Raw genomic sequence first — 21,590 nt, 5'->3', positions numbered from 1 at the left:
GGGGTGATGAACGTGGCGGTGACCGTTGCGGCAAGGCCGCAGGCAGGCCGCTTTTATTTCGGCCAAATGGTCCGTGAAGAGGTACGGGTCGGCAGGCTTTTCGACCCGGCGTATGAGGAAGCCAAGTCATAGCTCCATTTCGTGACGGTCCAGACGGCTTCATGTCGATCGGGGCGGTCGGCTGCAACGACCACGGCTTTGCCCGCGGCCAGACGCAGGACACGTACTTCCTGATGGGCTGTAGGGGTAGTGGGCCAACGGAGGAGATTCCCGATGTGCGTTCTCGGGCCCGGCACCGCGGCCACGAAGTCCTGGCGGATGCTCGGCGGCAGGTAGCTCTCGGCGTCGAGGGCATCCGCAGCTGAGCGGCCCGGTGCGACAGCGGCCAAACCACCGACAGTCGGGCCAACTGCACCCGCGGCTACCGTCGCGGTCTGGTGCACGGCCACGGTCCCCGCAGCAATCTTGTGCGTCACAGCCTCGGCAACCGTCCACTCCCCGACCGGCGCCAGCCTGCCATCGGCCCGAGCGCGCAGCTGGCGGGTGACCGTGACAACGACAACATGATCCGCGTAGGCGCGAAAACCGAGCCTCGTCTGGATCAGCCGGCCTGATTCTCGGGTCGCACCACGGAGCGTCACAACAGCCTCCGCCAGAACGCCGGGTGCCGGTGCCGCGCTCCGTGCGGCGGCCGGAAGATCGGTGAAGGTGGCAGCAGGCTTGTTCCACTTGATTCGCTGCGTGCTGCGGCTGGATCCGGCGGCGGTGGTGACGCCTGTTGAGCGAACGGGGACAGCCACGGTCATTGGCGGGGTCCGAAGTCATCGGAGGGGGGTGTGCACGACCGCTGCCCGGCAGGAGGCACGAGCAGCGGTCGCGGCGAGGGATCAGCCACACAGTAACTACGTGTGCGGCGGATTTCGCGGATCATGCTGCGACCCGAAAAACGAAGCCAGCGACCTTCTCGGCCTTTGCTGAATCATGCCCGCGAGCCGCAACGTGCTCTGCCAGCATCTCCCTGGCGAACGGAAGGAGCTCACGGTCGCCAAGGTGATCGACCGCTCCGTTGAAGTGCGCGGCCGCAGCCGATGCCCAGGCTGGAAGTGCACCGACATCGTATGGGATCGGCCCGAGAACTCCCTCGTTGTGCTCTGCTTTGCGAAGCACGGCGCCGACAGCGCGGCGCGCAACAACCCGTGCAGCGCGCATCTCCTTGAACTCGGCAAGCAGCCGAGCGGTCTCCTTCGTTTCGATCGCCCAGATTCGCGCTTTCTCCGCCCGGTAAACGATGGCGCCGGTGGCCAGGGCTTTGGTGTCGAGCGCAGCTACGAGATCGGCGTCAGTGTCGAAAGCCTCCGGCAGCTCGGCGAAGAGAAGCTTCTTCGTCTTGCGGACCGCGCCCTTGGTTAGGCCGAGGCCCTGCTCTTCCGGGAGGCCGGCACGTTCATGGACCAGGGCGACCCAGGCGCGGGGACCGAGGATGCGGACGACCTTCTCGGATCCCTCTGCGGCCAACCCCTGTGAGTACGACCACGCCGGGTGGGCGACCGAGGCCAGGACCTGGGCCAGAGGGTGCTGGCTGTAGTTGCCGCTGGCCAGTGCGTCGATGGTCGCGGCGTGCTCCCACGCGCGGTCGCGCAGCTCCGCACCTGTCGGCCCGCTGAGTGCCGGCAACTTCCATTGGAGTGCGCCGTGACGGGCGCCAACACGGCGCGTCCAATGCAAGTCCTTCTCCAGTGTCTTCAATACGTGAGTGGCGGAGGGCCGAGCGAGATTCATTCGAAGCGCGAGCCAGCCGCCGGAAACGAGAACGCTGACGAAGCCTTGCTCGAGCTGGCGCATTGTCATGGTCGCGAGTGCGACGCGGACGTTGACCTCGCGCTGCCATGAGAGCCGCCCGGCGGGCAGCGGCTGTGTTACCCGGGCGACCATTCGCCGCGCGACTTCGAAACGGCGTGCCTGCGCCCCCTTCTCCGAATTTTGGGAATCGAGGTACTCGCGGCAGGCGGCGACCAGACGGAACCAACGAGGGTTTGTGGAGCAAGCAGTGACGATCAAGGGTTCAGCATTTGCAATGAGCCAACGACGGCATAGGGCCGGTGAAAGGTCATGGGTGAGAGCTGCGGTCAGGCATCGAAGAATCGTTGGCTCGACATCTGGTGAACCGTTCTTAGAAAAGAGTTGGGGACGCAGAAGCGCAGTCAGGTTGATTGGTTCGGTCTGGGATAGGTCCGGGGTTTCGGTGAAGAATACGGCCATGCTAAATCTCCTCATACATAGGGATCTATTCGCGGGGCGGGCGGCGGAGCCGACGCGCACCCGCGAAGTGGATATCTCTTATGTGCGCGGCGAGGAGAGGAGCAGTGGAAACCGGCGCTTCGCGCCTCTTATCTCCCCGTTTCCCGGCCAGGTGTTCGAACCGCCGCTCTTATGAATCTGGGTGTGGTGCTCTGCGGTGACCTGGGTGTTGTTGCTGGTGAAGTGCGGGGCCGCTTGAGGGTGGCGGCCAGCGGGTGCTGCGGTGGTGGGCTGCCGGTTTCAGTCCTGCGGGCTGGCGCCGCGCACACAGGTGGTGTCGGATCACTTATCTGCGGAGGCGGAAATCTCATGGCATCTTTTAACACAGGCTTCAGCAGCTCAGGATCTCGGAGCGTGGCGCGCCAATTTTCACCACGTTCTATTGGCTTTATTGCTCTTACTACTTTCGTGACTGTCCTGGCGATGACCGCCAGCTTCATGCTCTCGTTTTCCGCTCAAGTCGCCATTGCCGAGCTCATGCACCTCAGCGGATGGATGGTCTGGTTGCTGCCGGCTGGCGTCGACAGCTTCATCCTGACCAGCGCACTCGCCCTCGTTGTCATCCGCGATCGCGAGGGCACCCAGGCACCCGGTGCACGAGTGCCATGGTTCCGCAGCGCGCAAGGTCGGCAGTGGGCGCTCATGTGGGGGTGGACGCTGGCGAGTATTGGACTCAACGTCTGGCATGGCTTCGAGGTCTCCAAGGATGCTGGGCTTCCGGTGCAGATCGGCCTGGCTGTCGTCAGCACCCTGTTCCCGCTGGGCGTGCTGACGGCTACCGATGGTCTCCTCCGCATCCTCGTCGCTGAGACGACAGATTCCGCTGAGCTAGCGGCCGCCAAAACACGGCTCGCGAACTCCGGTCCTGCGGTCGCCGCACAACCGGCTGCGGCGCGTGGCCGGTCGACTACTGATCGTGACCTTGATCTGCAGATCCAGGCGGAGTACGCGTTGGCTGATGGCCCCCTGCCGACCATCAAGAGCTTGGCTACAAAATTCAGTGTGAGCGCCGCTCGCGTCAAGGCTGGCAGAGATGCAGCCACGGCATAGTGATGGCCGCGGGATAGGGAGTGACCCTCGGACTGGCGTTTTCTGACGATGCAAAATGACCCCCCGAACTGGGGTCAAAAAAGTGCGCAGCCCAGCCCATCTATGTAGTGAAGCAGCCAACCAGGCGGCTCAGCTACCGAAGGATCACACCATGCTCTACCTCGCCTCACTCGATGACATCACGGAAACCGGCCAACCACGGTATCGGGAACCCGGCACAGCGCCCTCTCCCGAGGACATCATGGTGGACCGGGAAGTGTCCGATATTCGAGCGCGAGGCATAAACGAGATTGTCAGCACTCTGACGGCCGAGGAGCAGGTCGTCATACGGGGGCTCTTCGGTTTCGAGGACCGGGACATTCGCACCCTGCGGAGCCTCGCCTCTGAGCTCGGGATCAGCGAATACCGGGTGGGTGCCATCCGCGATGAGGCGAAGAACCGGCTCTCAATCCGGGCCACGCTTCACGCGGACAGCGAACTTCTCGGGCCAGCCCGATGATCCGCGTAAACGGTGCCGTCAGCCGGATGATGGCGCTCCCCATAGGCGAGCGGAGCGGTGCTCGCGACGCGATTATTTTGAGCCTGTTGCCGGTCATTAAGCGCCGGGCCAAGAAATGGTGTCGAGCAAACGCAGATGGTGGGTACACCCATCTTGACGATGTTCAGGGGGAAGCGGCGGTTATCGTCACCCGGCTGCTCGGCGACGTCGCCACGGGGCGCTTGGCGCCTAAGAATCCCGATTGGGATAAATATCTTGGAGCCGTCTTGAACAAGATGATCAGCAAGTGGTTCAAATCGGCCGCAGTCACACCGCTGTCCGGGGTCGTGGCAATTGAGCGCCGCCTTGCACGCATACCTCAGGTCATCGATCGGTTGCACGGCGAGCTGGGGCGAGAACCCAGTGCAGAAGAGGTCCACGCATCCCAGCATGCGGAGATGTGGAGCCGGCAAAAAGACCCGAAGCGCCACGGAAGCCTGGTCAGTCTCGCTGAGGTCCGAAACGTATTGGGGAGGGCCGCGTGAAGCGGGCAGGACGCGGTTAGCGCGAAACACGGGTACCCCGGCCGGCATGTCACCCGGAAAGCCCGACCGTCACGAAAGCTTTTCGTGACGGTCCCCGGTCCGTTACTCCTGCCGGCCGCATTACAACCCCCACCGTTCTGCTCCTGCCAGCCGCGTGGATCCAGCCACTCACACTGATCCAGCCACCCCGCCCTACTCCCCGCGCAGCTCCGCATACCGGGCTCGAAACTCGTCCGTAGCCGCCCGCTGAGCCTCGGCGTCATGCGGGTCGACGGCTTCGACGGCGGCGAGCACCGCACGCATCTGGATCATGGCTGGGTCTTCGACTCCGCCGATCGTGAGCTGGCGGCGGTAGACGCCCATCAACCGGGTCGCTGCTTCACGCATCGCGTCGTAGACGACGACCGGGTTAGCCGACCGCCGGCTCATCACTCCTCGCGCAGCGTGAGGAGGACCATGTATTCTTCGCACACGTCAATCGCAAGCGCGAACACGACGCCAGCCAATAGCTCGGCGGCCTGCTCGCGTGTCGCCGTCGCCTGGGTGAGGCCGTACCGAGGATCGCCGTCCGTCCACCGCTCACCTTCGGCCACACGTTCGTCAAGGGCTTTGGTTACGGTCACCGCGCGGCTGGTCGTGTAACGGCCCGGAGTGCTGGGAGGGGGTGGGTTGGTCATGGACAGGTCATGCGCGGCGCTCCGGCGGTGGGATGCCGCGCATGAGGTGAGCATGAGCGATTCAGATAGCCCCTGTTACCGTACGACGGATATCGCAATCCACAGGCTGCGAGGTGCTGCCAACAGACTGGTGGCTTTCTATGCGCGCAGCGCTTACGAGGAACTGATCACATATGAGGTGGCCGTCAACCAGATCGCCGATGTTTGGCGGGATTCTCGGGACACGTACTTGGAGACGGCTGACGAGATTAATGCGCTGCTCGCGCTTTTTGAGCAGCGATACCGCGAGTTGGTGGCGGACGAAGAATGAGAAGGTAGGTGGCGGAGTGCCGCAACCCAGTCCGGTTAGCTACTGCTTGACCCACGCCGGGCACCTACTGCTTTCAAAGCCCTCGCCAGCGTTGATTCGCACCGTCACCGCGCCTGGTGCGTTGCTGATGAAATCGTTGTCGATCAGTTCGCCGCTGCTTGTACTCCTGGCCCAGTAGCAATCCGACGCACTTTCAATCCGGTAGGTGCCCGCAGCGATCACTCTGGGTGAGACCCCAAAAGGTGTCGCCTCAGCGCCAACAGAGTATTTCCCGTCGTCAACCTGGAAGATGGCGGCATCAACAGCAGCCTGATACTGCGGGCAGAGGATTGCGATCGCCTGCAGATCCTCGCTCGACGAATTCCAATTCGTTGTAAACCGATAGACGGCACCCATGACATCAGCTGAGTAGCTGGCGTCAAGCTGCGTGCAGTAGCTGCGTGCCGTTGTTACGGCGTACCCGGAGTCCGTGAGGGGCCTGCCGACAGCCGCCCGTGCCGCGGCGTATGCCCGGTCCTGTGAGTCCTCTATAGTTCCGATCTTTACGAGTGCTGTGTTTACTGCGGTTGCTGCTGCGTTCATCGCGGGGGCATCAGAGCCTTTGGCCGATTCAAGGAGTGCCAAGCGTGCCGACTCAATTTCGGCGAGTACAGCGGGGTCGCCCCATGCGGCGGCTGCCGCTGATTGCGCAACTGCGTCTTCCGAAACGGTGACCGATCGCGCTTTCGCATCGGCCAAATCTTTGGCGGCGACGACCTTCCTCGCGGCCGCTGCCTTCGCTTCGGCTGCGGCTTTCGCGGCCGCCTCCGCAAGGTCCGCCTTCTTTTCCGCAGCAGCTGCGGCAATGGCGCGGTTCTGCTCGTTGATGGTGCTGACGGTCACGGTCGTTCCGATGATCGCCACGACCAGGACGACAGTCAGCCCGCTGGCGAGAAAACGACGGCGTTTCGTACCAAGCACTCGCAGCTCAAACGCTGCCACATGACGGTGGCCTGCAATCAGCACACGCCTGACTGCCTTGTACGCTCGGGCCAGATCCCGGGCTACGTATTCCAGGCCGCTTTCAGGTTCGCTCATGTTCGGAGCCTATCGGGGCGTTTGGGCGTACAGCACCGGCGTGGCACCCCCAAAGTGGGCGCGGGTCGATGACGCAGCTACCGCGCGGCGGCGCGGATCGTCACGAATGCGCCGAGCGCCACCAGCCCAACAATTGCGAGCACGATCCCGAAAAACATCAGCCCCGTGTACTCGGAACCGGCCGCGGAATCGAAGAATCTAAAACCGCCAAGCGTGACCATCAACTCATTGTCGAGTCTTGAATCCCTGTTAGCGGAGGCCGCCGAAGCGGCAACAATTCCGCCGATCACCAAGGTGCCGGCACCTCCGAGAATCAGGATGCGCTCGTAAACGTTTGCTTTGGCGAGGAGGCCTGGGACCGGGAGTTGAGGTGTGCTCTCCTCCGGTGATGACCAGTCCAACTTGCGGGATCGGCGCGTTGTGACAACAAAGCCGGCTGTGGCCAGCGCGCAGATGATCACCATGATTGGGTCGCCGGCGCTTTGAGTCAGAAGCAGGAGAATGAGCGACAGCGTGAGCACCGCAAACAGCAGCACGAGGAATGCCAGTATTTTCGAGCGGCCGGACCATGCGATTTTTGCCTGAATCATATTCGAAGCGTATCGGCGAGGACAGGGAACACATCGCTGTTGTATACCCCCAGATGGGGAAAGGACTGCGGCGCTGCCGTCCGAATGCAGTGGCCTGCCGCGCATGCGACGGTCATGACGTCCACCGATCCTCTCTACTTCTGCTGCGGCCTCCTCACTGACAACGAGCTCTGGTTGAGCGAGAGCACGGAGATGTTGATGGAAGCTCTGATCCCCGGGTATTCGGCCACGGCGTCAGCCATGGAAAAAGGCGGGCTGCGGTACGACTTCTTAGTGGAAGCCTCGACGGCAGCGCAAGAGGGCTTGGTACTCGCGGCTACAGAGGCAGGGACCTGGGACCCGGCCACAGCGCCCACATGGGAGCGTGATCGTCTCCTTGCCTCCAAGCGCGGGCGTGCACCGAGCGGCGGTTCATGGGAATGTGCGGTGCCCCTAATCCTCCTCCAGGCACCTGGCAGTGCACGAAACAGAAGCACCCGGATCACAACCGGAGGCAATACCCTCCTCTTGGATGGCGGCTCGAATCCGGCACAGACAATCATCAGCCTGAAACGCCTGGGGATGATCGATGCCGGACGAGTGCAAGGCAACGGCCGCGTCAAGGACGCGTACCTGTAGGCGTCACGCCCGGCCACCATCTTCGGAGACGGAGGTGGCCGGGCACCGAAAACTGCCGGCGTGAACTACACCAGCCCAGCACCTGCCCGGCGCTCATGCCGGCACTCGACAGCTGCCGCCCACTCTTCATTCATTTCCGGCCTGAGAATCTGGCCGGGCTCTTCTGCCAGGTCATCGGCCAGCTCCACGTCTCGAACTTCGAGAACGACACTGTTGCGGCCAAACGTTGGGCAACTCCCGGGCCCTGAGGTGCCGCGGAAGCTTCCGCTGTGAACGGTGACGCCGGCGCCGAGCACCGGTGGACGGTCACGCGCCATCTGCTCGAGAATGATGTGGCCGCCGTCAATGACGATGAGGCACGCGTCAGCGCGGCCGCTGACGTCGATGAGCAGGGTGGTCGGATTTACAGCAGTCATGGTGCGTCCTTTGATGCATAGAGAAGCGGAGGTCGGTTGACCCCCATGTGATCTCTATGCGCACTCACCAAAATCGGCTGGAAGGACGGGTCGGGTTACGAGTCGACGATGAACTTCGGGCCGGGATTCGGGCCGGGGCCCGCGTGTGTGCAACTGCGCTCCAGCCGATTCCGCGCTGTGCGCATAGAGACCGTATGGACACGATCACCGCAGACATCGCTGCTGAGCCCGCAACTTCCCACACCGCTACCGCGGCACCCGTCGCCAACATCATGCAACCTGCGGCAGCAGCCGCGTGGGTGGCACGCAACCTTGCGACAGCGCCGCCGTTCACCGAAGAACGGCGGGCTCGGCTCGCCACCCTTCTCCGGCCGGCGCCGCTCACGCTACATGTTGCCGTGTGACCGACTGCGCGCGATAGCGCGCAGTCCCGTACCTGTTTCCTATTGAACGGCTGTTGGGCACACAAACGCAGCACTTCGCAGTTCGCCAGGCCGGCCTTGCATGCCCGTGCGATGGAGGACGCCTAAAGACCGATGTTCAGGACTCTGTTCGCTTCGACGTAATAGGAATTGAGCGCGTCCGGATAGCCGGTGTCGACGCGCGCTGCTTCCGTCAGCCGCACCGCAGCATCCTTCATGGATCTGGGGCCCAGAATGTACAGCGCCTGGACCGCGGCGTGGATCACGGCGGCATCAGGTAGCGGCTGCTCAGCCTCCATGGCGTCTCGTAGATGAGCTACGGCCGCAGCAAACGCGGTGTACGCCGTGTACCGCTGCTCGCGCACCCATTTCGAGTGTTCCCGCCGCCCCTGAATGAAGGCGCCCAACAGGCCGGCCAGTGCCACGACGAGAGCGCCGATGAGGGCCGACAACAGTGAAGTGGGAATTCCGGTCGTTGCGACTGCACTTTGTGCTGCGTAAAACATGCGGTGAGCGTACCCCCTCTCCACAGCGGCATCGGGATCATTCCTTCGGAGTAGCGCCTTTCCGATCTAAACCTCAACGGACGCCTAGTACGGGCTGCAACTCCGGCGGAGGTTCGAACTGAGGACAGGCTCACGGCCGCTTGTTGACGCGTGGACTGACCTGAGTTACAAGTCCTCTCAGGCGGACTCCAGTACGGTGGAGAGATGGAATGGAAGGCCGCCCAATGGACAGCGCAAGAGGCCGTCGACGCCATGCTGTCCATGCCATACGAGCCGAGCCGCAACTTCAAGACGATCTGGCCAAGCATGTGGTGCGAGTTCGCTTCCATAGCAATTGCAGAGGCGCTCCGAGTGCGAGCACTCGGCGACTGGACCTTTGTTCAAGCTGGACGTCCCGGCGAGACGTCGGGTCATGCCTGGCTGGAATATCCTTCAGATAGCGGCAAGGTCGAATACTCGATTGACGCGACCCTTCATCAGTTCGCTCGGTACGACGAGCCCTACTTCGGACCGGGACGCACGCCGGCTGCGGCCGAGTTCACCACGACCAATTTCAAGGGCGCTTGGCGGGATTGGCCGGCTCTGTCGTTCCAGCCCCTCTGTTATGCCTTCGCAGACGCAACACTGCGCCAAATGGGCGAGTTCAATTAGCAAAACTCGACACTGAGATCGGCGCTACCCCGAGGCGTTCGCAACCTGAGTACTCGTGTGTCTGGGGCCACAGTTATTGACCTTCAAGGCCACTGATCGATGTGGCCGCCAGCGCGCTCGGGGCCACGAAATATTTCTGTTGGGGGGCCGTCTACTTGGCTCCTCCCGTCATGAGCACCATGAGCGTGCAGTCAAACATGTCGAGCGGCGATACCACCAGGCATCAACCGCGTCTTGCGCGCAGAGTTATCGCCGGGCCCTAGACTTTCCGGGTGATCAAGGACCTCCATTAGACCCAGGGCTTGACAATCCTCAGCGGACCGAAATCGCGTCCCAGTCCGCCTCCCGGAACCACGTGACGAGGTCGGCCGCATTTAGCGGATTGCTAGAAGCAATCTGCGCGAGAAATCGAGACGGCTGTCGCGCCCGTGCGTACCCAGCATTTGTTGGAACGGAAGTCGCTCGGCTCAAGATCACTCCGTGCCGGGCGCGGGATACCATGACGGACAGGACCCGCGCCTCCTCCGTGATTTGGTCCGGCGTAGCCGCCATTGAAAACGGAATGAAGTCTTCCTCGACACCGACCACTACAACCCAGTCGAACTGTTGCCCTTTCCCGACGTGGCCGCTCAGCAGGTGAACTCCCGCGCTCGTAATAAGGGTGGATTCGTCGCCGATCTTGATGCGGCCACGGATGTCCTGCGGACTGACCGAAGCGTTTAGCAGGTCGTCCACCCATCCGAGCGCGTCGACGGTACCCTTCAGGATATCGACGTCCGCGATCGTTTCGATGCCAGCTGCTTTGCGGAGGAACGCCATTTTGTCCGAGGCACCCGAATACCCTGCGAGATCGAATCTGGCGAGCATGGCCTTGATCAGCTTGGCCGTGTCCGTATCAAGAACCCCGTCGTCCCATCTGAAATGTGGGAGGTCAGTTTGAGCGATTGCCTCGTCGACAAATCGGCGACGCGGTCCTGTGCGAGCGATCACCCCGATCCGTTGACCGGGGGCGCGGCGGAGAAGAGCGCGCGCGATCTGCACGATCCAAGCAGCCTCCGCATCGGCACTCCTGTGGGATACCGACCCGGCCAGGCCGCCGGATGGCCACGTTGTAGGGTCGGCGCACGTGAGCGCCTGGCCCGCCGTGAGCGACGCCAGGGAGTTCACCATGTTGATCACGGCCGGGGATGATCGGTGCGACTCGGAGAACTCAATAACAGTGGCGCATTCATCGCGGACTGCGCTATCGATTTCCGAGGGGGCAGCACCTGCGAAGCCATAGATGCCCTGCGCCAGGTCGCCGGCATAGGTCGTCCGGCCGTAACCGATGTAGTTCACAATACGAAGTTGCTGGGGAGTAAGGTCCTGATATTCGTCGACGACGACAGCGCCAAAATGCGCGACGTATAGCGCGGCTACGTGTTCGTTGCTGAGTATGAGTTCGGCCAGTCGTGGAAGGTCGTCGTAAGTCAGCCGGCCTTCCACTTTCCTCAACTGCTCGATGTCTAGGGCCATGCCGGTTCCCAAACGTTCGAGTTCTACCTCGACTTGGTCATCGGTGAGCGCTTGCTGCTTTGTCTTCTGAAGCGCGGCCTTCACTTGGCCTTGATCGTCCCAAGAAGCGCGGCGAGTACGGAGTTGTTCGGAAACCCAATCGCTCTCGGGGAGCGTCAGCTCAGGGTCAAGACCGATCACGTTTGCATGCGCCCTGATTAATCGCGCCGCGAGCCCGTGGAAGTTCGCGACACTCACTCGATCTCTCATAATGGACGGAGGCAAATACGCCTTGAGCCGCTCCTTTAGGTTGTCCCGTGCACGGTTGGAAAACGTGGTGACGAGGATTTTCTGTGGCGCGGAGATTTCCCCTCGGGTCAGTAGGCCCTGAATGCGGAGGGCGAGCGCTTCAGTTTTCCCGCATCCAGCGGGCGCGACGATGAGGAGATCTAGAGCCGGATAGTCTCGGATTTCTCGCTGTTTTGGTGTTGGGGAGAACACCTAAACGCTCGCCGCCTCTTGCAGAATGTTTTCGATACTGGTGATCGCCACGGCAGTCGACTCGGTCAGCATACCCGCAATGACAATGGCCGCCTCGACTTTGTATCGGCGGCAGAAGCCAGCGACATCTTGATCCGTGTAGGCGCCGTCGGCGCCGCTTGCGGCGCAGGCTTTGAGCTGGTTCGGGGTGAACATTGTTGACGCATGCAACGCAGACCACACTGCCGATGCACCGATTGCCCGAACGTACTCGTCTTCCAAATCGATCCGCGAGACCCAGACGGAGTGACTGGGTAGATCTGCTTCAGCCACGCCGAGGCGTTTGGCCGTGCTGGCTTCGGCATCCTCGTCAACGAGCTGAGAGAGGGGGACGCGGAATCCCGTCGTTCCGAAAAGCTTTTCGACGGACGGCATGGCAGTTTTACTCCCCGCCTCGACGATCGAGACGCCGAGGCGGTCGAGATTGCGATCGGTGAGATCGGCAGCGCGCTCAACGACGATCCGATCCGACGGCCCTTCGACGGCGAGCACCCGACGGGATGTAAGCGGCTCGAGGCGATCGCGCACCCACCAGCGCACGACCAACTTCTCGTCTGCGGACAAAAATCCTGCCGCGGGCTGAACGACCTCGCCGCCTGCGCGCACAACGACTATAGAATCGGCTTCGAACGCGCTGACAATATCCGATGAATGAGTCGCGATGATCTTTTGATTTGGATTGCTCTTAAGCAGTCGCGCGAGGCTGCGCTGACTCGTCGGGTGTAGATGCACCTCGGGCTCGTCGATACCCACCACATTGGCTCCGACGCTCATGAGGTCGTAGAGCGCAATCGCGTATAGCGCTCGGGTTCCGTCGGATTGCGCGGAGAGGTCATGCGCAACACCATTCTTGCTTACCTGAAGACGCACATCACTGAGCGGATCATCGTCAGCGGCGGCTCCGGGAACGAACGAAAGGTCGTCCCGATCGATCTTCTCGGGCAGTGCTTTCGAGAGCTGGCCGGCGAGTGAATTGCGCAGCTTTTTCAGCGTCTTTGAATCACTCAGCGTGGCTGCGAGGCTGGTAGCGATCGCCTCAAAGTTTTCCTTTTCACTCCCGAGGTCGACAGCTTTGAGTATGTCGTCGAGGGCGGATTTACGATCCTCTCGCAAGTCCCGAGTCTGAGCGGTCGCGCTGAGGAACTTCCAACCTAGCCCCACAAGTTGGTCACGCGACAGCTGGCGTCCCGTGCCACCCTCAGGTGCCGCACGTTCGATCGTCACAGTCTCACTTTCATCGACCGTCGCCGTCAGCCGAATGATGAGTCGCGATGACGCCGTCGCAGGGTCATGGTGAATCTCGTCGGGAAAAAGGGCCTGGTCAGCCGTTGTGAAATCCGCAAGCATCGCCTCGATCACGAAAGGTTGATCAGAATCTCTGAAGTCATCAATGCTGATCTGTGAGTAGAGCTGAGCCGTGCTCGCCCCGAGCAAAAACTCGAGGCAACGCAGGAGCGACGACTTGCCAACGTCGTTGGCACCCACCAACACGAGATGCTCCCGCACCTCAATTTGAAGATCGGCGAGCCGACGGTAATTCTCTACCTTAAGTCTTGTGAGCTTCATACGTCCGCTTCGCAATCCTGCGGGCCAAAATTTTGGAGCGCTGCTCCATGTTGTCGGGCATCTAGAAGATATCCATGGGCGGGGATAGTCAGATGCACTTCACATTTGGGCATAGCCCAGTATCACATTCGCGACGATCCCGGCCAATTTGGCTATAAGTTCAGACTTCACCCGCCTTGTGATCAAGGTTGTTCACCGGATGCTTGATAGCTTCAAAGAAAATAGAGCCTGAAAATTTGCATCATGATCCCCGTACCAGCGGCACGAGCATCGCGACTTCTTTCTTGCCGGCCAGCTCGAGCAGTGTGCGCTTGGTTTGGTCGCGGGAGTCCTGCGCCTGCGCTCGCAACACCTCGGCCAGCGGCGACCCACGATCGAGTGCACCGGTAACCTGGTCGACAAACCGGGTCACCTCCGGCAATTGGATGCTGCGCGACAGTGATTGCAACGCCGCCCCGATCGGCACCCCGATGTGCACGTCGGCGACGACCCCGGCGAATTCTCGCGACAGCTCCCCCGAGCTCGTACGCGACACCCGGCGGATCGAGTCCAGGATGCCTTCCCCTGCCGACAGGGACAGGGTGAGGAATTCCAGAATGGTCGGCAGTTCGCTGCGCATGCGCGCCAAGCGTGCGGTCGCTGCGCGCTGGAGCAGCCAATCCCGCAGCATCGCCCCGCCGATCGCTGCAACGAACGGTACAACCAGACGGGCGGGCAGCAAAAGTTCGGGCAGGGCAACGATGGTGACCACCGTTCCAACAGCGAACGCGAGCAACGCCCAGACCAATTGCACGGAGCGAAACTCCAGGACAGTTTTCGCCGAGCCGGACTGGTGCAGACGCCGGGCAACGGTGTCGCTGCCGCCGAGAAGACTCGACAGCCCCCGAGTGAGCGCGCCGAACAGTGGGGCGAACAGGCTGCCGAGCACGGGAAGCGGGTTCACCGTTCGCCGGGCCACAATGTGGCGCGCTTCCGGGGAAATATCGAGGATGTAGGGCACCACGCGGTCAATCAGTCGGGGCCGGGTCAGCCGCGGCGTCAGGCTCACGAGCGACCACAACCCCACCCCGAGGCCGGTACCGCACAGTACGGCCCAGCCCAGTGCAGACGAACTCAGGGCAGACGAGCTCAGGGCGGCGCTCATCGACGACACCCGCCTACGAAAACCATCGGCGTTCCTCCGGCAGACGTCCGAGGGCGATCATGACTCGGTAGGCGATGACAGACAGGGCCAGGCCGCTCGCGATCACCACGATGCCAGCCGGCGAGTTGTAGGCGATGGCGGCTTCGGGGCGGGAGGCCAGCAGAACCAGAATGATCCACGGAGCTGCGACGCCGAGGCGGGCTGCATTGACCACCCACGATTGGCGGGCTTCCACCTCGAGCCGCACCGCGGCATCCTGCCTGAGCCAGGCGGCGAGGCTGCGCAGCACGAGGATGAGGTCGCTTCCGCCGACCTCTCGCGCCATCCGCAGGGTTTCCAGAATGCGATCGGCGACCGGGTCGGCGAGGGAACGTTTGAGCTCGTCAACGCAGTACGTGAAATTGCCGGTGGCGCGGTATTCACGCTCGAACTGCGCGAACGCGGTGCGCGTCGCCGGCGGTCCGGCCTGGGCGAGGCTGCTCACGCTGTCGGGCAACGCCAGCCCGGAGCGCAGAGCCGACACCAGATGGTCGACGACGTCGGGCCACACCGTGCGGTTGGCGCGACGCCTGGCCGCCGCCCGCCACGACACGATCAGCCACGGCAGCAGCAGCCCGACCAGCCCGGCGACCGCGCTGAGCGCGAGAACAGCGAAGATTCCGTGCACCAGGGCAGCGGATGCCACCCCCGCGATCGCAGACAGCGCCAGGAACGCCGGCACCGGCACCGACCGCAGGCCGCCCTGAACCAGGCGCACCCGCATCCGCTCCCCCACTCCGGCACGTTTGGGCGTGGATCCGGCCGGCCAGAGGAACGGGGCGAGAACGAGCACGAGACCGCTACCCAGCAGGCACCCCAGTACGAGAGTCATGCGGCCCCCTGCCGCAACACCGACGCAGGGTCGACGCCGGCCGCCCGAAACTTGGCGAGCTTCGTGGGGTGCGAACCGGTGGGCTCGAGGTGCCCGTGCGGCGAGAGGAACAGCGGGCTCGCCTCGATGGTCGACCCCGCCAGCTGGCCGCTCGGGGCGATGATCTCGGTGGCTCGCCTTCGGCCGTGCCGGTCGATTTCGCAGTGCACCACGATATCAATGCAGCCTGCCACGGTCGGGAGCACGAACGAGGAGTCGATGTTGCGGCCGGCCAGCAGCGGCAGGGTCGAGAGCTTCGCGAGCGCATCCCTGGCACTGTTGGCATGAATCGAACACATCCCGGGCAGACCACTGTTGAGGGCGATGAGCAGGTCGAGACTCTCAGCCTCGCGCACCTCGCCGACGACGAGCCGGTCGGGGCGCATCCGCAGCGACTCCTTGATCAGGCGCCGCAGGGTGATCTCCCCGGTGCCCTCCAGGCTCGGCTGGCGGCACTGCATGGCGACGACGTCCCGCGCCCACAGATCGAGTTCGAAGGTTTCCTCGACGGTCACGATGCGTTCGCCTGGCCGGGTCGAGGAGAGCAGAGCGTTCAGCATCGTGGTTTTGCCGGTCTGCGTGGCACCGGACACCAGAATGTTCTGCCCGCCGAGCACGCAGATCCGCAGAAAATCAGCGGCCTGCTGGGTGAGCGCACCCAGCCCGACCAATTGGTTGAGGTCGCGGATGCGCCGGGTGAACTTGCGAATATTCACGGCCCAGTATTTGCGCGTTATGTCGGGGATCACCACGTGAAGACGGGAACCGTCGGTTATCTAGCCATCCTTAAGAGGCGTCATCAACAGTCAGCACCGATGAATATCGGCCCGGTCGATGACGGATGTCGGCGCCGCACGCTACGGTCGGACGATGCGAGATGCTCATCCTTACCACTTGGACGTCGCGACTCTCCCTGACGGAGCTAATCGCTACGTGATCCTCGACCGAAATGACGATCTCCATATCGCGTCCTCCTGGCTCACGTCGCTCGCGGATCTCGGTCGATCACCCAACACGATCAAGAGCTATGGCCGTCGCGTTGCTGCCTACCTCAGCTGGACATCGCCAGTGGTCGATTGGCGGGCTGCTTCCCTAGCTCACATGGTCCTGTGGCGGCGAGCCCTCTCGGCCGATGGAGCCCTGAAACCACGCTCGGTCGACATCTCCTTTGTCGCACTGCGTGCGTTCTATGAGTGGGCCGATAGTCGGGATCTAATCACGTCCCGGGTCGTACCTCAGATGTCGGAGGTGAAATATTACGCGGCCGGTACGGCAGGCGGCGGCGAGCATGGAAGTAGGCGCCGGGTCACTTCACCTCGTCTGATTAGCCGGCACGACTCAACGGATGACTTGGGCAAGGAATGGATCAGCGAAGCCGGACCTCGTGAAAGGTTGGAAGAGCTCACCCTGCGAAAACGCGACAGGTTCTTGATCGATCTCATGTACTTCACTGGGGTACGTTCCGGCGAGGCACTGTCACTGTTCACCCGTGATATGCATCTCGGCGGAGGCAGCAAGAGCTCAGGCTGTGCTTTGCGAGATCCGCACTTTCACGTGCGGATGAACAACCCGGTCACCAACGGCGCTCGCGCAAAGGGACAGGCCCGCACGCTGTACACCCGGCAGCACCTCGTGGACTCATACATCGACTACGTCATCGAGCGCGATGCGATCCTCGGGAGTCGTGATTCGTCGCCGCACATGCTTGTGAACCTCTACACCTCCAGTGATAGCCAGGGTGATGCCATGAAGTATTCGAGGGTTCTTAGCCTCGTGAAGCGGTGCGGGCGCGAGATCGGATTCCCGCTGACCGGGCCACATATGCTGCGGCACACGTTCGCCACCCGCCTAGCTCGCGGTATCGATTGCGAGCCTCAGCCGGCTCCCGTTATTCAAGCCCTACTCGGACACCGCAGCGCGGATTCGACGAAGGTCTACACGCACGACATGGAGGCCGCGAAGCTGCAGGCGCTCATGACCCTTCCTTCCCGCCGATTCGACATGAAAGCCGATTGACGTGACCGATCTTGCAGTTGCCCCACCGCTCGACAACCACCCGAATCCGAGGCCGCGCTTGTCGTGGACGGATTACTTACAGTCGCGCATTCGGCTCGATTGGCGACCTGGCGAATTCGACCCCGAGACACTGCTTTACGTGCCCGACCCCGATGATCCGAGCACCTTTCTATCGCGATGCTCGAAAGCGGGCTGCGACGTGCGAGTTCAGTCAAAGCTGTGCCCGATTTGCTTCAACGAACGAAAAGCAGCGAAAGACATTGCTGGTGCACAGTTCGATCTGGATGCTTGGCTTGCGATCCCACGAGTGCGCCACGCTCGGGTGATGGACTGCGGAATTTTGGACTGCCAGCGCACAGCCCTCACCACCGGGCTTTGCTCCACCCACCGAAGTGGGTTTTGGCAATGGCGGAAGAAGACCGGCGAAGAGTCAAAAGAGGCCTGGATCGCGGACCGCAACCCAAAGCCACTCCCTCCGCGTCCGCGCTGCGTTGCTCTGGTGTGTCATCACGATGCGCACAACTCCAGCGGCCTCTGCGACCCGCACGAGGGCACTTGGCGGAAATGGCGAAAGCGGCTACCAAAGCCTTCCTCCGACGACGACTCCGTTGAATTCTGGCTCAACAATCATTTTGAAGTGCCCCTCGACTCTGAGGCAACGTCTTCCTATGCGGAACTCGGTGCGACACCATTCCACTTGCTGAACCCCACCGTTCGGCTCGAGCTGCTATTCGCCGTCCAGCAACGCGACGTCGACGCCCAAACTCAGATGCTCCCGCTCATGCTCCGCACCGCCTACCAAGCATTAAGACGCTCTAACACCGCGACCGTGGTGGGACGAAAAGAGCTCGGGCTTGAACCAACCCATACGAACTTCGCTGGGTTCATCCGTGACCTTCAGGTCCGAATCGACGAAGCTCAGCGTGAGTGGCTTGGTGCCGAGCTCCGCCCCCGAGGGCTCTACTTTTACAGTGACCTCGACCTGACGCCCTCGGTGAAGGTAGTTAGCCGCACAGCTAGCTTCGACCTGACACATCTCCGTCTGGATTGGTGGGCTGACTCTATCCATTCCTACCTCCTCGAAGCCGGCCCGCACGGCAGAAACCGCGTCCAGAACACTGTTGCGCTCGCGCCCCTGGTCGACCGAATCCTCAGCCAGCGCGGGACACCCCCCACGGCGCTCGGCAGAAAAGACATCGACGCCGTCGTCGCCGCTATACGGACCCGCTGGCCATCAGACCAGTCGCAGAGAACTCACATCGCCGCTATGCGCGCCGTTCTCTCGTTCTCTCGGCTCAACTCCGAATTCCTGCCCATCTGGTCGAGGATTCCGGCGAACTTCACTCTCGATCCCGCGCGTCATCGATCGACCGGAACCATAAGCGGAAGCGGTAGAGATAGCGACGAGTCATTCCGATTCGTTCCTCAACCAATCGTGGACTGGATGATGGATCACCTCCATCTCGTTAGACGAACCACGCCCTATCGGACGCTCGAAGCGAAGATGATGCTCTACATGCAGGAGCGCTGCGGGCGCCGTACAAGCGAGACTATGCGGCTGCGACGCGACTGCATCAGCTACGACAGCGCGGGCCAGGCCTACCTCGACTGGGACCGAGTGAAGGCCCCTTACGGGCCTGGGCCCAGGCTGCCGATCCACCAAGACGTCCACGATGCAATTCGAGAATGGGTGAATATCCAGAAGGAACACGAAATCGAATCGGACTGGCTATTCCCGGCCGTCGAAAGCCGCAAGGACAAGCCGCGATCTGCTTCCTTCCTGGTCGACCGCATGAGCGACTTCGTTTCCGTGATCGAGCGTGAAGCTCCGTTCCCGGGCGAAGTGGAAGGGGTTGAGGGCAACCTCATCTACTTTGACCTCTCGACTATCGATCCCTACGCTTTCCGACACGCATTCGCACAACGCCATGCGGATGCCACTGATGAGAACGGTCGATCCACGTTTCAAGCCGAGGACCTGCAACGATGGATGGGCCACAAGAGCTACGAAACCACGATGGGCTACTTCCGGATCACAGCCAGACGTCAACGGCACGCGCTCTCTGCATTGCCCTCACGGCGCCTGAACTTCCTAGGGTTACCGGTGGTAATCGACAGGGAACGCGATGCGTTCGGGAAAATCGCCGTCTCTCTCGGCACTTGTTCCGAAGCGAGCAACGTCGCAGCGGGCGGACACAACTGCGCTCTGGAGCACGCTTGCGAATCGTGCCCGTTCTTCCTCATCGATCCATTCGAAAAAGATGGTCTCGCGGCGAAACGCCTCTACTTGAAAGCGCAGGTCGAGCGGGTCTCGATCATCGCTCCCGACAGCCACATGATCGACCACTACACATCCCGCATCAGCGACTGCGATCGAATCATCGCCGGCATCGACATTTACATCGCCGGGCTCCCCGAGCCAGACCGGCTCGCGATCGAGAGTGCGCTCACCCACATGGCCGGCATACGCCGCCGAGCGACCGCCAGCCGGCGGATCGACCTGCGACAGATTCTTCGAGAGTCCTGATGACTAACAGCAGCACAGAGGGACTCCGCGCCCATCACGCCCGAGTCTCGCTTTCCAAACAAGAAGCCGTGCTGGCCGCGATTAACACCCTCGCCGATCAGGACGCCATAGTGTCGGTCGCGGCAGTCGCGCGAACCGCGGGGGTCTCTCGCGAGTTCATCCATAGCCACACCGAGCTCCACACCCGAGTGAAACAGCTGACCCTCCGCCAATCCGCCGCCCAACTCCTAGTTCAGAGCGACCAGGCCGACCTGGATGCGGGCCGCTCGGCCGACAAGTCGACGCTGATGCGCAAGGTGCTTCGACAACGTGCTGAGATCGAAGATCTCTTGGCGAAGGTCGCCAAGCTGGAGGCGGGGAGGGCTCGATACTTGGGCGAACAGCTGCTGCTCTTGGATGCGTCACCGCGCGTTGACAATGTGGAAACCATTGTGACGATGGAACGGTTGCAAACGGACAACGGTCAGCTGCGTGGCGAACTCGATGAGGCGATGTTGTTGATTGCGCGACTTCGTGATGATCTAGGCGGCGCTCGTTTGGCGCTGGCGCAGGCCCTCACGACGGGCGACCTTCCGAGCGGTGTGGTCTCGATCGAACGTCCGAGAAACAGCAGGTCGACCCCCTCCAAGCCGTCGTCGTCGCCCGCTCTCTAGATCGACGCTGACTGTCACGTGACAGTCCAGTTCGGATAAATTGCCATCCCTGGACACGGTGAATACGCAGATCTGGCGATCGGCGAGCCGGATATTTTGTCAACCTACTTTGGACAAAGCGCACTTGAGGCCGGCTGGGCCTGAGAGTTTCATAACGCATGGGTTTCGAGGCGCTTCGGTTATGAGACAGTTTGAGGCCGTGGGTCGCCCGCAAGCCGAACGGCTTGCGGGCTTGGTACGGATGTGCTCATGAGCTCAGCCGTCGAATACTTCACCACTGGCGAAGACCTCACCGCCTGGCATCTGTTGTAGTATCCCTCGATATAGCGAATGATGTCGCTGCGCGCTTCTCGTGACGTGCTCCTAATGGGGTATCGCCGGGGTAGAACGCTTGGTACGTTCAGGACCAATTCTTCAAATGGTGGGAGCGGGTATGAAGCTGATGGACACTCGGACCGCACATGGCGTGACGTCGCTCGTGCTGATTGGACTTCTTATGACAGGCTGCACGGCATCCGGTAGTTGCTCAGAATACTCAACGCCACAAGACGCTTTGGAAGCCTCGGATGGTGTTTATGGCGCTGAAGTCACTTCGGTCAATGAAACTAGTCGCGCCGTCACAATCGATACCTTGGGGCAGACTCTCTATAAAGGTGATGCGGTGGGGTTTAAGACCACAATCTCGATTCCCGACTGCGCCGGAAAGGTGCCATCTGTCGGCGACATAATCATCGTATTCTTGGCGCGCGACGGCGACAGCCCACAGGCGCTTCCAGGCACACCCGGCGTAATCCCGAGTGTAGCTAGCGGTGACCTCCCGACCAGCTGGCCATAACCAGGAGACTTGAGGCGCCACGCCTCAACATCAATAGTCGGGCGTGACGCTCGCGCACCGAGCTGCGCGGAGCGCAGCGGAGATGCCGTTGTCAACGTAGAGGTCGTCACGCCGGACCCCTGAGGCGAGGATGTCGATTTGTTGCCGGTCCCTGGATTGTTGGCGCGTCGATACGCGCGTAGGGGGAACCCTCAGCGGGAATCGCTATTGCAAAGGCGCGAATGTAAACCTCAGGGACTCGACTAAATTAGCGACAGTGTGCCGATA

At 62.0% G+C, this 21,590-nt stretch carries 23 protein-coding genes and 1 pseudogene; 11 read left to right on the top strand and 13 right to left on the bottom strand.

Translation table 11 applies throughout. The features are described 5' to 3' along the window. Window positions 1-53: 53 nt before the first annotated feature. Both E3T29_RS15870 and E3T29_RS15865 read right to left on the bottom strand, forming a co-directional pair. Window positions 54-806, bottom strand: coding sequence for a hypothetical protein (locus tag E3T29_RS15870; RefSeq protein WP_134346512.1), 753 nt, complete (start codon window positions 804-806; stop codon window positions 54-56). 121 nt (window positions 807-927) lie between these two features. Further along, window positions 928-2,259, bottom strand: coding sequence for a hypothetical protein (locus E3T29_RS15865; protein ID WP_134346511.1), 1,332 nt, complete (start codon window positions 2,257-2,259; stop codon window positions 928-930). A gap of 447 nt (window positions 2,260-2,706) precedes the next feature. On the opposite strand from E3T29_RS15865, the gene E3T29_RS15860 reads away from it, so the two are divergent. The 3 genes from E3T29_RS15860 to E3T29_RS15850 all read left to right on the top strand — a co-directional run bounded on the left by E3T29_RS15860 (window position 2,707) and on the right by E3T29_RS15850 (window position 4,371). Next, window positions 2,707-3,348 carry a DUF2637 domain-containing protein gene (locus E3T29_RS15860; protein ID WP_166792433.1) on the top strand — a complete coding sequence of 214 codons (642 nt, stop codon included), beginning with the start codon at window positions 2,707-2,709 and terminating at the stop codon, window positions 3,346-3,348. 151 nt (window positions 3,349-3,499) lie between these two features. Beyond that, entirely contained in the window at window positions 3,500-3,847 is a 348-nt protein-coding gene (locus tag E3T29_RS15855; protein ID WP_134346509.1) for a hypothetical protein, read from the top strand. Further along, window positions 3,844-4,371 (top strand): hypothetical protein, encoded by a 528-nt coding sequence (locus tag E3T29_RS15850; protein ID WP_134346508.1) that lies wholly within the window; start codon window positions 3,844-3,846, stop codon window positions 4,369-4,371. The genes E3T29_RS15855 and E3T29_RS15850 overlap by 4 nt, the downstream gene beginning before the upstream one ends. A 192-nt stretch (window positions 4,372-4,563) precedes the next feature. Here E3T29_RS15850 and E3T29_RS15845 read toward each other — a convergent pair whose 3' ends face one another. Together E3T29_RS15845 and E3T29_RS15840 are read right to left on the bottom strand one after the other, a co-directional pair. Continuing rightward, window positions 4,564-4,800, bottom strand: a complete 237-nt coding sequence (locus tag E3T29_RS15845; protein WP_134346507.1) for a hypothetical protein — start codon at window positions 4,798-4,800, stop codon at window positions 4,564-4,566. Continuing rightward, complete coding sequence (locus tag E3T29_RS15840) at window positions 4,800-5,048, bottom strand: hypothetical protein (protein WP_134346506.1); 249 nt, start codon at window positions 5,046-5,048, stop codon at window positions 4,800-4,802. Before E3T29_RS15840 ends, E3T29_RS15845 begins: the two co-directional genes overlap by 1 nt. A 52-nt stretch (window positions 5,049-5,100) precedes the next feature. On the opposite strand from E3T29_RS15840, the gene E3T29_RS15835 reads away from it, so the two are divergent. Further along, window positions 5,101-5,358, top strand: a complete 258-nt coding sequence (locus E3T29_RS15835; RefSeq protein WP_134346505.1) for a hypothetical protein — start codon at window positions 5,101-5,103, stop codon at window positions 5,356-5,358. 39 nt (window positions 5,359-5,397) lie between these two features. Here the strand turns inward: E3T29_RS15835 and E3T29_RS15830 are convergent, their stop codons facing one another. Next, window positions 5,398-6,435, bottom strand: a complete 1,038-nt coding sequence (locus E3T29_RS15830) for a DUF732 domain-containing protein (protein WP_134346504.1) — start codon at window positions 6,433-6,435, stop codon at window positions 5,398-5,400. Window positions 6,436-6,512: 77 nt separating this feature from the next. Next, complete coding sequence (locus tag E3T29_RS15825; RefSeq protein WP_134346503.1) at window positions 6,513-7,025, bottom strand: hypothetical protein; 513 nt, start codon at window positions 7,023-7,025, stop codon at window positions 6,513-6,515. A gap of 114 nt (window positions 7,026-7,139) precedes the next feature. On the opposite strand from E3T29_RS15825, the gene E3T29_RS15820 reads away from it, so the two are divergent. Continuing rightward, window positions 7,140-7,643: a hypothetical protein gene (locus E3T29_RS15820; protein WP_134346502.1), complete on the top strand. Its 504-nt coding sequence runs from the start codon at window positions 7,140-7,142 to the stop codon at window positions 7,641-7,643. A 65-nt stretch (window positions 7,644-7,708) separates the two neighbouring features. On the opposite strand, the gene E3T29_RS15815 is transcribed toward E3T29_RS15820, so the two are convergent. After that, the gene (locus E3T29_RS15815) at window positions 7,709-8,059 is read right to left on the bottom strand and encodes a hypothetical protein (RefSeq protein WP_134346501.1); all 351 of its coding nucleotides are present in this window, start codon (window positions 8,057-8,059) and stop codon (window positions 7,709-7,711) included. A gap of 194 nt (window positions 8,060-8,253) precedes the next feature. On the opposite strand from E3T29_RS15815, the gene E3T29_RS15810 reads away from it, so the two are divergent. After that, window positions 8,254-8,463, top strand: a complete 210-nt coding sequence (locus tag E3T29_RS15810) for a hypothetical protein (protein ID WP_134346500.1) — start codon at window positions 8,254-8,256, stop codon at window positions 8,461-8,463. A gap of 122 nt (window positions 8,464-8,585) precedes the next feature. On the opposite strand, the gene E3T29_RS15805 is transcribed toward E3T29_RS15810, so the two are convergent. Beyond that, the gene (locus tag E3T29_RS15805; protein ID WP_134346499.1) at window positions 8,586-8,987 is read right to left on the bottom strand and encodes a hypothetical protein; all 402 of its coding nucleotides are present in this window, start codon (window positions 8,985-8,987) and stop codon (window positions 8,586-8,588) included. Between the two features lie 204 nt (window positions 8,988-9,191). Here E3T29_RS15805 and E3T29_RS15800 point away from each other — a divergent pair, with 204 nt between their 5' ends. Then, window positions 9,192-9,638 (top strand): hypothetical protein, encoded by a 447-nt coding sequence (locus E3T29_RS15800; RefSeq protein WP_134346498.1) that lies wholly within the window; start codon window positions 9,192-9,194, stop codon window positions 9,636-9,638. Window positions 9,639-9,950: 312 nt separating this feature from the next. On the opposite strand, the gene E3T29_RS15795 is transcribed toward E3T29_RS15800, so the two are convergent. From E3T29_RS15795 to E3T29_RS15775, 5 genes and pseudogenes are all read right to left on the bottom strand, one after another. Next, window positions 9,951-11,633, bottom strand: a complete 1,683-nt coding sequence (locus E3T29_RS15795; RefSeq protein WP_134346497.1) for a UvrD-helicase domain-containing protein — start codon at window positions 11,631-11,633, stop codon at window positions 9,951-9,953. Then, window positions 11,634-13,238 carry an ATP-dependent endonuclease gene (locus tag E3T29_RS15790; protein ID WP_134346496.1) on the bottom strand — a complete coding sequence of 535 codons (1,605 nt, stop codon included), beginning with the start codon at window positions 13,236-13,238 and terminating at the stop codon, window positions 11,634-11,636. A 241-nt stretch (window positions 13,239-13,479) separates the two neighbouring features. Next, window positions 13,480-14,382: a type II secretion system F family protein gene (locus E3T29_RS15785; RefSeq protein ID WP_092341467.1), complete on the bottom strand. Its 903-nt coding sequence runs from the start codon at window positions 14,380-14,382 to the stop codon at window positions 13,480-13,482. Window positions 14,383-14,395: 13 nt separating this feature from the next. Further along, window positions 14,396-15,253 (bottom strand): type II secretion system F family protein, encoded by an 858-nt coding sequence (locus E3T29_RS15780; protein ID WP_134346495.1) that lies wholly within the window; start codon window positions 15,251-15,253, stop codon window positions 14,396-14,398. Then, window positions 15,250-16,068, bottom strand: a pseudogene (locus E3T29_RS15775) (CpaF family protein); the annotation flags it as partial. The pseudogene E3T29_RS15775 and the gene E3T29_RS15780, both read right to left, overlap by 4 nt. Window positions 16,069-16,225: 157 nt before the next feature. On the opposite strand from E3T29_RS15775, the gene E3T29_RS15770 reads away from it, so the two are divergent. The 4 genes from E3T29_RS15770 to E3T29_RS15755 all read left to right on the top strand — a co-directional run bounded on the left by E3T29_RS15770 (window position 16,226) and on the right by E3T29_RS15755 (window position 21,323). Next, the gene (locus E3T29_RS15770) at window positions 16,226-17,308 is read left to right on the top strand and encodes a tyrosine-type recombinase/integrase (RefSeq protein ID WP_166789936.1); all 1,083 of its coding nucleotides are present in this window, start codon (window positions 16,226-16,228) and stop codon (window positions 17,306-17,308) included. Window position 17,309: 1 nt separating this feature from the next. Then, window positions 17,310-19,835, top strand: a complete 2,526-nt coding sequence (locus tag E3T29_RS15765; protein ID WP_134346493.1) for a tyrosine-type recombinase/integrase — start codon at window positions 17,310-17,312, stop codon at window positions 19,833-19,835. Further along, window positions 19,835-20,488, top strand: a complete 654-nt coding sequence (locus tag E3T29_RS15760; protein ID WP_035879849.1) for a DUF6262 family protein — start codon at window positions 19,835-19,837, stop codon at window positions 20,486-20,488. The genes E3T29_RS15765 and E3T29_RS15760 overlap by 1 nt, the downstream gene beginning before the upstream one ends. A gap of 433 nt (window positions 20,489-20,921) precedes the next feature. Continuing rightward, entirely contained in the window at window positions 20,922-21,323 is a 402-nt protein-coding gene (locus E3T29_RS15755) for a hypothetical protein (protein WP_134346492.1), read from the top strand. Window positions 21,324-21,590: the final 267 nt, after the last annotated feature.

The organism is Cryobacterium sp. TMT1-66-1 (assembly GCF_004403435.1).
GTDB classification, from domain to species: Bacteria; Actinomycetota; Actinomycetes; order Actinomycetales; family Microbacteriaceae; genus Cryobacterium; species Cryobacterium flavum.
This window is presented reverse-complemented; position numbering and strand designations above follow the sequence as displayed.